The sequence below is a fragment of the Paenibacillus sp. BK720 genome, assembly GCF_011761545.1.
Classification (GTDB): Bacteria; Bacillota; Bacilli; order Paenibacillales; family Paenibacillaceae; genus Pristimantibacillus.
Genome location: NZ_JAASRQ010000006.1, coordinates 463,163 through 475,750, shown reverse-complemented (window position 1 = coordinate 475,750; position 12,588 = coordinate 463,163). Strand labels below are relative to the sequence as shown.

Here is a 12,588-nt window from a genome sequence, read left to right as displayed (position 1 = left end):
AGAAAGCGATTTTATAGAGGAGGAACCCAAATATGCAGCACGTGCAAAACAGTTCTCCGACCGGGGGAATTCGTGTGGGAGTCCAGAAATTCGGACGTTTTCTCAGCGGTATGGTTATGCCCAATATTGGTGCTTTTATAGCATGGGGGATCATAACGGCGTTGTTCATTCCTACGGGATGGCTGCCCAACGAGACCCTTGCAAAGCTTGTTGATCCGATTATCAAGTACCTGCTTCCGCTTCTGATCGGTTATACGGGCGGTACGATGATTCATAAACAGCGCGGCGGCGTTATCGGCGCTCTGATGACGATGGGCATCATCGTGGGTACGGAAATCCCGATGTTCCTTGGGGCTATGATTTGCGGTCCGCTGGCCGCATGGGTATTGAAGCAATTCGATAAATCGATCGAGGGGAAAATCAAATCCGGCTTCGAAATGCTGGTAAACAATTTCTCGCTTGGCATTATCGGCGCGATTCTTACTTTGATCTCTTATTCCGGCGTTGGTCCGGTAATCGAGCAATTAACCAAGATTCTTTCTAACGGCGTAGAGTTCCTGGTTAATCATAACCTGATCCCGCTGGCCAACATTATTATTGAACCTGCAAAAATTCTGTTCCTCAACAATGCCATTAACCATGGCGTATTGAGTCCGATTGCATTGGAAGAAGCGTCCCGGACAGGGCAATCGATTCTCTTCATGCTGGAATCGAACCCGGGTCCAGGCCTCGGCATTCTGCTTGCTTACATGATCGCAGGCCGCGGCTCGGCGAAGCAATCGGCTTCCGGCGCGGCGATTATTCACTTCTTCGGCGGTATTCACGAGATCTACTTCCCGTACATCCTGATGAATCCGCGTCTGATTCTGGCGGTTATCGCCGGCGGCGTTACCGGTACCTTCACCTTCTCGCTGTTTGGAGCGGGTCTAGTTGCACCACCTTCGCCGGGCAGTATCTTTGCTTACATTGCCATGGCTCCAAAAGGCGGCCTTCTCGCGGCTCTTAGCGGTATCGTAACCGCTGCTATCGTATCGTTTGTTATTGCGGCTCTGCTGCTCAAGACAACGAAGAAAGAGGCTGCAGACGGAGACGATCTCGAACAGGCTTCGGCAAGAATGAAAGAAATGAAGGCGGCGGGCAATACGGCGGCAGCGGCAACAGCGGTTGCGGCTCCGGCAGCGGCTTCGCAAGCCGCTCAGCATGCTGAGGCAGCAAGCGAAACGGTCAAAGCGAAAGAGGATGTCCATAAAATCGTCTTCTCCTGCGACGCCGGCATGGGCTCCAGCGCAATGGGCGCATCGATTCTTCGCAAGAAGATGAAAGCCGCAGGCTCGGACGTTACGGTCATTAATACGGCAATCAGCGATATTCCCGGCGATGCCGACATCGTCATTACGCACAAAACGCTGACGGACCGCGCTAAAATCCAGGCGCCGAAAGCCGAGCATATCTCAATCGATAATTTCTTGAAAAGTCCGGAGTATGACAAACTCGTAGACCGGCTTTCGTAAGAATCCTTTCTCATCAAGGCTGCCAGCGCTGGAGATTATTTTCCGGCGTTGGGGCCATTCTATCGTTATAGGAAGGGTTGTGTGAATGCGTATATCCAGCCGGTCCCGCCGAATTCTAGAGCTGCTGCTGCGGAATGATCACGAGCTGACGGCGGCCCAAATCGCAGAAGAAATTCAGGTGAGTTCGAGAACCGTACACCGAGAGCTTGCAGCGGTCGAAGAGATCCTGCGTGCCGAAGGCGCAAGGCTGCTTAAGAAATCGGGCTCGGGCATACGGCTTCAGGGCGATCAAGCGGCGCTTGAGCGATTAGCCCGTCTCGTTACCGTATCCGAAGAGATCGAATTCTCGCCCGAGGAAAGACAACTATATCTCCTTTGCCTCCTTCTCGAGAGCGAGGAGCCGGTTAAGCTGTTCACTCTTGCGCATGAGTCCAAGGTGACCATTCCAACCGTAGCCAATGATCTGGACGATCTGGACCAATGGGTGCAAAGGTTCGGGGTTACCCTGACCCGCAGAAGGGGCTACGGGATTGAACTTACCGGCCAAGAAGAGCAATTGCGGGAGATGATCCGTCAGATCATCAGGGACCGGTTCGAGGATACGGAGCTGATCTCCAGCCGCAACGAGCTTCCGGTTCATCCGCTTGACGGCCGGCTGCTTACGCTTGTTGGTCAATCGGAAATGGAAGCCGTCGAGAAGATCTTATGGAGCTGGGAGGAATACGGGGGCAGCCGCTTAAGCGAAAATGCCTATACGGATCTGCTAATCAGGCTGTCTATCGCGCTGCGGAGGATCCGGGCAGGCAAGACTGTTGAAGCTGCATCCGTCCCGGCATTACGTCAGGAATCCGATGCGGTGTATTTGACGGAACGTTTAGCCGCCCTGACGGAACGGACTTTTCCGCCGGCAGAGACGGCATATATCGGCAGGCTGCTGCGTTCAGTCCAGAGCGAAGATCTATCCGTGCTGCCTGCGGATGATTTGATTTTAACCGATACGGTACGTTCCTTGATTGAGCATGTGCAGCAGGCCATGGCTGCCGAATTCAACAAAGACCGTTCTCTGCGCGACGGGCTGTTCCTACACTTGAAGGATGCCTTGCAGAGGCTGAGCGAAGGCACGAATATCCGTAATCCGCTGCTGGATCAGATCAAGAAGGATTATGCGTCTTTATTCAATATCGTTCGCAAAGCGGTAAACCGCGTCTTTACCGATAGGGCTGTGCCGGATGAGGAAGTCGGATTCCTCGTCATGCATTTCGGAGCATCGCTGGAACGGCTGAAGCAGCTGCGGCATAATGTCCGGGCCATTCTCGTCTGTTCAAGCGGCATCGGCTCCTCCAAGCTGCTGCAGATCAGGCTCCAGAAGGAGCTGCCGGAAATTCATATCGTCGACCGGGTATCCTGGTACGAAGCATCAAGGACGGAGAAGGATAAGTACGACCTGATCATCTCCACGGTAGACCTGCCTATCAACGGCGAGCCGTATATCAAGGTCAGCCCTCTCCTGACGCAGGCAGAGACGGACCGGTTGAGGGCTTTCGTCCAGACGGGCTTAGTCCAGAAACGGGACGGTGCTCCGACCAAGGAAGAGAAAGCGGGAAGCGAAGCCTCTACCTTCGAGCAGCTGGTGAGCCTTAAGACGACGCTCGATGAGATGGTCAGTCTGATCAGGCGCTTCGAGGTTGTGTTGATTAAGGAGAAGAGCGGAGACTTGCCGGCTATTCTGGAAGAAGCCTGCGCGCGGGAAGAGGCCAAAGGCGTGCTAACGGATGCCGGTCTAGTTGCGCAGCGGCTGATGCAGCGGGAACAGAGCGGCAGTCAGATGATACCGGGAACCGCAGTAGCGTTGTTTCATACGCGCGGGGAAGAAATCACGAGGCCGTCGTTGTCCCTATACCGATTGGACGATGCGCTTACGGTGGAGATGGCGTCGCCGTCAAGGTTAAGCCATTTTTTATTAATGCTGGCGCCCCGGACCTTAACGAAGGAAGCGCTCGAGGTATTAAGCGAAATAAGCGCCATGCTGCTCGATACGGTCATGATTGATTTGCTCGAGGCTGGCGATGAAGCGGAAATTAAGGATTACTTAACCATACATCTTAGAATGTTTTTCAATATTAAAGCGGAAGCGAGTGACGTACAATGAGTATTTTGTCTACAGATAAGGTGAAATTGAATGCTGCGGTAAACGATAAATTCGAAGCGGTTCGCCTGGCTGGAGAGCTGTTGGTTAATGCCGGTCATGCTGATCCAAGCTATGTGGAGAGCATGGTTGAACGCGAGCAGTCCCTATCCACCTACATGGGCGGCGGCCTTGCGATCCCTCACGGAACAAACGAATCGAAAGGCTCCATCAAGTCGACGGGCCTGTCCATCGTTCAAATTCCGGCTGGCGTTGATTTCGGCGAAGGGAATATCGCGCATCTGGTTATCGGCATTGCGGCGGTTGGCGACGATCATCTGGACATCCTGACGAACGTAGCGATGGTTTGCTCCGACGACGACAATCTGGAACGGATCTTGAAGGCTTCCACGGCCGAAGAGATGATCGAGATCTTCGAAAGCGGGATGGAATAATGAAGGCTTTGCATTTCGGAGCGGGCAACATCGGACGCGGATTTATCGGACTCCTTCTTTCGCAATCGGGTTATGAAGTTATTTTCTCCGACGTCAACCAAGCGCTTGTTACGGAGCTGCGGAAGCGCGGAGCTTACACGGTAACGCTGGCGAACGAAGCCAAGGATCGGCTGCAGGTGACGGGCGTAACCGCCATTGACGGAACAAAAATAGACGATGTTGCGGCGGCAGTGGCGGAGGCCGATCTGGTGACCACGGCCGTAGGCGTCAACATCTTGAAGCATATTGCGGCGGGCATCGCCCGCGGGATCGAGAAGCGGATTGAATCCGGAGGAGGCCCGCTGCATGTTATCGCCTGCGAGAACTCGATCGGCGGCAGCACCCAGCTGAAAGAGCATGTATTCGGACATCTTGATGAAGAGACGAAGGCAAAGGCAGCGAAGCTGGTTGCTTTTCCCGATGCGGCCGTTGACCGGATCGTTCCGATTCAGCATCATGAGGACCCTCTTGAGGTAACGGTTGAGCCGTTTTACGAGTGGGTTGTAGACGAATCCGCGATGTTCGGGGGGTACAAACCGGTTGCCGGCGTCCATTACGTACGCAATCTTATGCCTTATATCGAACGCAAATTGTTTACCGTAAACACGGGGCATTGCGCCGCGGCTTACCTGGGAAGTCTTCGCGGTTACGAGACGATCCAGCAGGCGATGGCCGATGAGGCTATCGTTCATGAAGTGAAGGCGACCTTGAAGGAGACGGGGGCCGTACTTGTTGCGCAGTATGGTTTTGACCAAGCCGAGCATAACCAATATATCGAGAAGATTATCGGACGGTTCCGCAACGACCAGCTGACCGACGAGGTTACCCGCGTTGGACGGTCGCCGATCCGCAAGCTGTCGCCCAATGACCGTCTTGTGAAGCCGGCTTTGCAAGCCCATGAGCGAGGAATCCAGCCCGTTCAGCTGGCAAAAGTAATGGCGGCGGCGCTTCGCTTCGTTAACGCCGATGATCCGGAAGCGGTAGAGCTGCAGCAATCGATTCATGACAAGGGTATCGGGCAGACCGTGTCGCATTATACTTCGATTCCGGAAGGTCATCCGGTATACGGGCTGATCATTGAAAGCTACGAAGCTGTTGCAAATCAGCGTTAAGAATCACGCTTGAGAAAAACAAACTTTAGTGAGGTACGCAGTATGGCAAATATAATAACCGGTGTTGCCGCATCTCCCGGAGTGGCTATCGCAAAGGCATTTCGGTTCAACCATTCCCCCTATATCCCGCAGCGGCAGACGATTACGGATGCTGAGGCGGAAGCCGGCCGTTTCCGGCAGGCTATTGAAAAATCCAAAGGCGAGATCGAAGAGATCCGCTTAAAGACCGAGCAAAGGTTAGGCGCGCAAAAGGCCGAGATTTTCGAAGCGCATCTTTTCCTGCTGGAAGACCCGGATCTTGTGGACTCGGTGCTGGACAAAATCGCAGACGAGAAGCTTAATGCGGAATACGCTTTGCACGAAGTGACGACAGCCGTTGTCGAGATGCTTCTTGAGCTGGACAATGAGATGGTCCGCGAGCGCGCGGCCGATGTCAAGGACGTCTCCGGGCGGGTGATGAGCCACCTGATCGGCAAGCCGTACGCTTCGCTGTCCGGCATTTCCGAGGAGACCATTATCCTGGCAGAGGATCTGACGCCGTCGGATACCGCGCAGCTGGACCTGAATTATATCCGCGGCTTTGTAACGGAGATCGGAAGCCGTACTTCGCATTCCGCTATTATGGCGCGATCCCTTGAGATTCCCGCGATAGTAGGCGCAGGCCCTTCGGCAGCAGCCGTTGAGGATGGCGCGCTGGTCATTATGGATGCGACGGAAGGCAAAGTGATTGCGGATCCTTCGGAGGAAGTGCTGGCCGAATATCAGGAGAAGAAGAAGCAATACGACGAGCGCAGAGTACAGCTGAAGCGCCTGGCTGAGCAGCCGTCGGTAACGGCCGATGGCGAGCATCTCGAGCTTGCGGCCAACATTGGTAGCATTGAAGACCTGGACAAAGTGCTGGAGAATGGCGCCGACGGCGTTGGATTGTTCCGCACGGAGTTTCTCTATATGGGACGCAATACATTCCCGACGGAAGAAGAGCAGTTTCAGATTTACAAGCATGTGCTTGAGAAATTAGACGGCAAACGCGTCGTTATTCGCACGCTGGATATCGGCGGGGATAAGGAGCTTCCTTATCTGGAGCTGCCTAAGGAAAGCAACCCGTTTCTGGGACTGCGCGCGCTTCGTTTATGCCTCACGCGGGAGGACTTGTTCCGTACCCAGCTCCGGGCCTTGCTCCGGGCAAGCGTGCATGGCAAGCTGAACATTATGTTCCCGATGATTGCGGTGCTGAGCGAGCTTCGCGAAGCGAAGCGTATCCTTGAGGAAGAACGCGCGAAGCTGGAGCAGGAAGGTGTTCAGGTGTCCGGTACGATCGAAGTGGGAATGATGATCGAAATTCCGGCAGCCGCGATTGGCGCCGATATTTTCGCGAAGGAAGTCGATTTCTTCAGCATCGGTACAAACGATCTGATCCAATACACCATGGCAGCCGACCGCATGAACGAATCGGTGGCTTATCTGTATCAGCCTTATCATCCGTCTATCCTGAGACTCGTGAACATGGTCATCAAGGCAGCTGAACGGGCCGGCATTTGGGCCGGCATGTGCGGCGAAATGGCGGGCGACCAGACAGCCATTCCTCTCCTTCTCGGAATGGGATTAGACGAGTTCAGCATGAGCGCGGGCTCCATATTGCCCGCCCGAGAGCTGGTCCGGCAGCTGTCCAAGCCGGAATGGGCGGCTCTGGCGGAAGAAGCCCTTGCCATGAGCACGCAGGAGGAAGTCCAACAATTCGTTAAGCAAAGGAGACCACAATAATGCTATCGCAAACCTATACCGTTATCCATCCATCCGGGTTCCATGCCCGTCCTTCGAAGCTTTTTGTTCAAGCGGCATCGGAGTTCCCTTGCAGTGTTAAGCTGATCAAAGGGACAAAAAAAGTGAACGGCAAAAGCTCGCTTGGCCTGTTAACCCTAGGTCTGGCACAAGGCGACGAGGTTACGCTGGAAGTGGACGGCGAGCGCGAGGAAGAGGCGCTTATCGCCCTAGGCGCTATGCTGACTAAGATCTACGAAGAATAGCGTTCATGATAGGAAAGCCCGCTGCAGCAGCTGCAGCGGGCCTTCCTTGTTTTTACACCGGTTACTCCGTTTCAGGAACTTGATTAAGCTTTTTCTGTTTTGATAGCCTCACTCCATGACAAGGCCGCCGGCAACGGGCGTGTAAGTACCCGTCAGGAACCGCGCGCCATCCCCGGCGAGAAAAGCAATCACGCCGGCTACATCCTCCGGCTCGGCTATTCGGCCAAGCGGGGTGAAGCCGCCGATCACGCGGCTCTCTTCCTCGGAGATCATGAAGGCCTCATCGGACCTGACGAATCCGGGTGCCACAACATTGGCGGAAATCCCGTAGGGGCCATATTCTTGCGCAATATACCGGGCAAAGGAATCAAGGCCTCCTTTTGCTGTGCCAAAGGCGATATAGTGCGGGGTAGGGTCCTTGCCCTCCGTGCCGGACAAGTAGATAATCCGGCCGGATTGCTGCTCCGTCATTACTCCTATTACCGCTTTCGTTGGCTCAAAGACTGCCTTTAATTCGTTGGTCAATTCACGTTTGAAGGTTTCCCAGGAGTGCTCGGCGAAGCTGGCCGTCCCGGCTATTTGTCTTGCGCCGCATACGAGTACATCGATTCGTCCAAAGGTACGAATGACGGTCTGGGCCAGCTGTTCCATTTGCTCCTTGCTGCGGGCATCGGCCGGAATGGCTACGGCTTCGCCACCGTTTGCCTTAATTTCGGAGACCGTCGCGGTTAAATCCCTTTCGAAATCACTCACTGCAACCTTCGCTCCCTGTTTGGCGAGCTGTATGCACGCCGCTCTCCCAATCCCCTGAGCGCCGCCTGTAACAATCGCTACTTTTCCTTGCAAGGGCATAACGGGCAAACCTCCTTCAGAGTGACTATTCCTGCTCCAACCCGCCGTATTGGCACGCGATAGAGAGAGCAGTTTGCCTGATCTTTGCCGCAACCGAAGCGGGCTCAAGCACAATAACATCGGTCGTATAATGAAGCACGTTGCGGATCAGCCAATGCTCGCTTGAGTAGGTCATGCGCACAATAAGCTGTCCGTCCGGCAGCCGTTCGATATTTTTTTCGTCGAAATGGTCCATTACGGATAAGGCAGCCGCCGCTTTAAACTGCAGGACGACGGGAATTCCCTCGCCTGTCTCTCTTCTCCCCGGTGAATGCCACCTGTCGTTCAGCTGCTCCAGCGACTCTGTCCGTCTTGTAAAGGTGCCTGCCTGGACCTTTAATTGCCGGATCCGCGTCAGCTTGAAGATGCGAAAATCCTCCCGCAAGCGGCAATAGCCGTGAAGATACCAGGAATAATTCTTCAGGACAAGCCCCATGGGCTCGATCTCGCGCTCCTGCTCGCCGCCGGTTCTGCTCGTATAATGAAACCGGATCAGCTTACGGTCATTTACCGCCAGGCGGAGCTGGTCGTACCGCGCTTGATCCTCTTCGCTGTTCTTCCAAGGGGTGAAGTCGACCTGAATACGGTCTCCCTCACCTGTCCGGCCCTGCTCGGCCTGCGCCACCATGGCTCCGACCTTGCTCAGAAGGAGATCCATATTTGAGCGGTCATAGGCGTTTGTCGACTCCAGACCGCGAAGCGCCGTGAACAGAGCGGACAGCTCGTCAAAGGACAAGAGCTGCCGGTCCAGCCGGAAGCTGTCCATGATCTCATAGCCGCCCTCCATGCCGGTATAGGAGACAATGGGAATGCCGGCCTGACCGAGCGAATCGAGATCGCGATAGATGGTCCGCAGGGACACTTCGAGCTGGTCCGCCAGCTCCTGCGCTTGCACCCGCTTTCGATTAAGCAGCAAAATCGTAATGGCCATTAACCGTTCCAGCTTCATCGTTATCTCTCCTAAACCGGCATGCCCGAGCCTGCCGTTATATGATTAATGTGCGGCCGCGTATTCTTCTCCTTCGGCAGCCGCCTCCATTTTGTCCTTCGACATCAGAAATGCCGCAACTAACGCTAATGCCGCAGGAATCAGGCTCCAGGCAAAGGTAGCGCCAATCGAGCTCGACAGCCCTGCCGTTATCGTATCCAGAAGCTGGGGATCGACGGTCTGCCGGAATGCCGGATTCAGCAAGGAATGCGGATCGTCTAAATTCAAGCCGGCCGGAACCGCGCCATTGCCAAGCGACTCGGTAAGCTTCGAGAGCATGCTGTGGCTTTGGATAATTCCGAAGACGGTAATGCCAAGCGACATGCCAAGCGAACGGTTGAAGTTCAAGGTCGAGCTTGCCGCGCCCCGCTGAGCCGCAGGGAACGAATGAAGCACCGAGCTGCTTAATACCGAGAAGGAAGCGCCGATTCCAAGTCCGATCAGAATCATAATTCCCGTGATGAAAAGTCGAGAAGATTCTACCGTAATTTGCGAGAGCAGAGCAAGGCCTATGAGCAGGATGGACAGCGTTCCTATCATAATCGTCCGGTATTGCAGCTTCGTCATGAGGAATCCGCCGAGCGTTGCGGTGATAACCGACCCGACCATCATGGGCAAAAGGGTCAGACCGGAGTTAGAGGCGGATCCGCCAATGACGCCCTGCACGTAGATCGGAATAAAAATCGCTGCCGTCATGTAAGCCGCGCCGCTAAGCATAGCAACCAGATTGCTTGTGGTGTACAGTCTGCTGCGGAATAAGCCGAACGAAATAATCGGTTCGGGCGCTTTTCTCTCGACCAGAACAAGCAGGAAGGCAAGCACGGCAAATCCCGCGAACAGACCGACAATTTGCGGGGAATCCCAGGCATAGGTCTTGCCGCCGAGTTCTAGAGCGAATATGAAGCAGACAACGGCTCCAACGAGCAGAATAGATCCGGCCCAGTCGATACGCTGCTTCGAGTGGGCAGCCGATTCCTTGTAGAACAAAGCGATCATCAGCAGGGCAATGAAGCCAAGCGGAAGGTTAATATAGAAGATCCACGACCAGTTGAGGTGATCGGTCATATAGCCGCCGAGCAAGGGGCCGACTACGCTGGATAAGCCAAATACCGCTCCGAACGCCCCCATCATTTTGCCGCGGTCCTTCGGGGACACCACATCGAACAAAATCGTAAACGCAATGGATACCATCGCGCCGGCTCCAACCCCTTGAACAGCGCGATAGATGCTTAGCTCGATAATGGAATGGGCCATTCCGCAAAGTGCAGAACCGATCATAAACACGATAATCCCAAAGATGAAAAACCGCTTGCGGCCGTACATATCGGAGAGCTTGCCGAAGATCGGCATACAGGCCATTTCCGCGACCATATATGCGGTAGTGACCCAGACGAACTTATCGAGTCCCCCCATCTCTCCCACGATGGTGCCAATCGCCGTAGACACAACCGTGTTGTCCATCGATGCCATTAGAATGGCCAGCAGCAGTCCTCCAATGATGGCGCCTAATTTATTCTTCATTCCATACCAGTCCTTTCTTCTCCCTAATGGATTGCTGAACAATCATCTGAGATCATCATAAGCTACCCTTGTTGACAACAGTGTGTCAGGGAAGAAAGGCTTCCTGATATATTTTTATATAAAAAAAGACGCTACATCAGCAGCGCCTTGTGAATTTCACATGCAGAATGGACCCGTTATGTCAATTTTGAGGGATACGCCGGTTACGGCGTCCTGTAGTCTTGAACGATAACGTCGATAACACGCTTGCCCCAATTCGAAGCCTCCGAGCCCGGCTCATTCCAGGCGTACGTAATAAGCGCCTTCCATAAGGCCCAGCCGCGTGCGCGGTTAACGGTATCCCGGTCTGCCTTCATGGCATTCAGAAATACTTTGCGGCTGGATTCGTCGAAAAAGTTCCATGCCATCACCAGATCGCTGGAGGGGTCGCCAACCCCCATGGTTCCGAAGTCGATGACGCCGGACAGCCGGCCGTTCCGAGCAAGCAGATTGCCTACGGCTACGTCGCCATGAAGCCATAATGGGGCCGATTCATATTTCGTCGCAAGGGAAAGCTCCCAAATCTCGGTGAGAACCTTCCGGTCGTACTCCCCGTCCAGCTTCTCAATGACCGATCTGGAATCTTGATCGTATACGGATAAGTTTCCCCCGCGATGGAAGTTTTGTATGCCTGCCGGGATGCCGTCCGCAGCATCGATGGCTTGAAGCTCCTTCAGAAAACCGGCGAGGTCCTCGGCGAATTCGTTAAGGTCGCGGATGTTGGCATGCGTAACGGTATCGCCTTCGATCCAGCGGTTAACCGACCATGGCAGAGGGTATTCCGCGGTAGGCATGCCTTGCGCCACGGGATCGGGTATAGGCATAGACAGAAGAGGCTTGAACACGGGAAGCCAGGTTAACTCCTTGGCAACGGCCGAGGCGTAACGTTCATGGCTCGGCAGGCGCACCGTCATTTCGCTGCCCAGCCGGTAGGTACGGTTATCGTGTCCGCTTTTTTCAACGGGCCTTATTTCCAGGCCCCTCCATTCCGGAAATTGACCGCTAATCAATCTACGAACCAGTTCAGTCGTCATTTCAATCATGTCCTCGCCTCTTTCTTGATTGGTTCCTGCGTCGTAATGTACCTTAATCATAACAACCCGGCTCACCCCTTTCAAAGGAGAGAACGGCTATAACATAAAAAACGCCTTATGCATGCCGTCTAGCGGACTGGCATGCATAAGGCGTTTCGTTATTTTGCTTGGAGCAGCAGCTCGACGGCTTTGACGACGGATTCCCGCAAAGCATCTTGATTCTTCGCCGCATCCGGGTTAAGGCCGGGGCCAAACGGATTGGTTGCCGCCCAGGAAGTCGCAATCGTCATGATGGACGTAAGAAGAAAGGCAGGGGGAAGGGCTGAGTTTATACGGCCGTTTGCTTGCGCTTCGCTTATTTTGTCTATCTTCCGTTCATGGGCGACATCGCGTACGGGAAGGCTGCTGACCGTATTCTGCTCCAGCGTGTACCACATAAGCAGCCGCATAATCTTCGGATTCGCCATAGCGAAATCGAATACGGTGACGGCAAACCCCGGAATATCGTCAACCGAGAAGGGAATGCCTTCAAATGCTTGGTCGAGATGCTTTTGAAGAACCGTGGTGAAGAGCGTTTCCTTATTTTCAAAATAAATATAGATCAAGTTTTTGTTGCAGCCGGCGGTTCTTGCAATGCGGTCGACCCGCGCCCCCGCAATGCCGAATGTGGAGAATTCGTCCATGGCGGCTTCCAGAATCCGTTCGCGCGTCGCTTCGGCATTTCTCATCGGTAATCATCCTCCGTTCATTTTGCCCCAGTATATCATACTTGACTAACCGGTTAGAAAGAATTATATTTGACTAACTGGTTAGTTATAAAAGTTGATGCTGATCAGAACCTCAACGAAA

Annotated in this window: 11 protein-coding genes; 6 read left to right on the top strand and 5 right to left on the bottom strand. The window is 54.1% G+C overall.

Annotated features, from left to right (window positions below; genetic code table 11):
* Window positions 1-32: 32 nt before the first annotated feature.
* From FHT67_RS23945 to FHT67_RS23920, 6 genes are all read left to right on the top strand, one after another.
* On the top strand, window positions 33-1,511 hold the full coding sequence (locus tag FHT67_RS23945; protein WP_132308181.1) for a PTS mannitol transporter subunit IIBC: 1,479 nt from the start codon (window positions 33-35) through the stop codon (window positions 1,509-1,511).
* A gap of 85 nt (window positions 1,512-1,596) precedes the next feature.
* Window positions 1,597-3,660, top strand: a complete 2,064-nt coding sequence (locus FHT67_RS23940) for a BglG family transcription antiterminator (protein ID WP_167201551.1) — start codon at window positions 1,597-1,599, stop codon at window positions 3,658-3,660.
* Window positions 3,657-4,091 carry a PTS mannitol transporter subunit IIA gene (locus FHT67_RS23935; protein WP_132308185.1) on the top strand — a complete coding sequence of 145 codons (435 nt, stop codon included), beginning with the start codon at window positions 3,657-3,659 and terminating at the stop codon, window positions 4,089-4,091. The genes FHT67_RS23940 and FHT67_RS23935 overlap by 4 nt, the downstream gene beginning before the upstream one ends.
* On the top strand, window positions 4,091-5,242 hold the full coding sequence (locus tag FHT67_RS23930; RefSeq protein ID WP_167201550.1) for a mannitol-1-phosphate 5-dehydrogenase: 1,152 nt from the start codon (window positions 4,091-4,093) through the stop codon (window positions 5,240-5,242). The genes FHT67_RS23935 and FHT67_RS23930 overlap by 1 nt, the downstream gene beginning before the upstream one ends.
* Window positions 5,243-5,284: 42 nt before the next feature.
* Entirely contained in the window at window positions 5,285-7,003 is a 1,719-nt protein-coding gene (ptsP, locus tag FHT67_RS23925; RefSeq protein ID WP_167201549.1) for a phosphoenolpyruvate--protein phosphotransferase, read from the top strand.
* On the top strand, window positions 7,003-7,266 hold the full coding sequence (locus tag FHT67_RS23920; RefSeq protein WP_167201548.1) for an HPr family phosphocarrier protein: 264 nt from the start codon (window positions 7,003-7,005) through the stop codon (window positions 7,264-7,266). The genes ptsP and FHT67_RS23920 overlap by 1 nt, the downstream gene beginning before the upstream one ends.
* A 108-nt stretch (window positions 7,267-7,374) precedes the next feature.
* On the opposite strand, the gene FHT67_RS23915 is transcribed toward FHT67_RS23920, so the two are convergent.
* From FHT67_RS23915 to FHT67_RS23895, 5 genes are all read right to left on the bottom strand, one after another.
* Complete coding sequence (locus tag FHT67_RS23915) at window positions 7,375-8,118, bottom strand: SDR family NAD(P)-dependent oxidoreductase (protein WP_132308191.1); 744 nt, start codon at window positions 8,116-8,118, stop codon at window positions 7,375-7,377.
* 25 nt (window positions 8,119-8,143) lie between these two features.
* Window positions 8,144-9,106, bottom strand: coding sequence for a helix-turn-helix transcriptional regulator (locus FHT67_RS23910; RefSeq protein WP_167201547.1), 963 nt, complete (start codon window positions 9,104-9,106; stop codon window positions 8,144-8,146).
* A 45-nt stretch (window positions 9,107-9,151) separates the two neighbouring features.
* Window positions 9,152-10,666 (bottom strand): MDR family MFS transporter, encoded by a 1,515-nt coding sequence (locus FHT67_RS23905; RefSeq protein ID WP_167201546.1) that lies wholly within the window; start codon window positions 10,664-10,666, stop codon window positions 9,152-9,154.
* A gap of 203 nt (window positions 10,667-10,869) precedes the next feature.
* Window positions 10,870-11,748 (bottom strand): aminoglycoside phosphotransferase family protein, encoded by an 879-nt coding sequence (locus tag FHT67_RS23900; RefSeq protein ID WP_167201599.1) that lies wholly within the window; start codon window positions 11,746-11,748, stop codon window positions 10,870-10,872.
* A 149-nt stretch (window positions 11,749-11,897) separates the two neighbouring features.
* The gene (locus FHT67_RS23895; RefSeq protein ID WP_132308197.1) at window positions 11,898-12,467 is read right to left on the bottom strand and encodes a TetR family transcriptional regulator; all 570 of its coding nucleotides are present in this window, start codon (window positions 12,465-12,467) and stop codon (window positions 11,898-11,900) included.
* Between the last annotated feature and the right edge of the window lie 121 nt (window positions 12,468-12,588).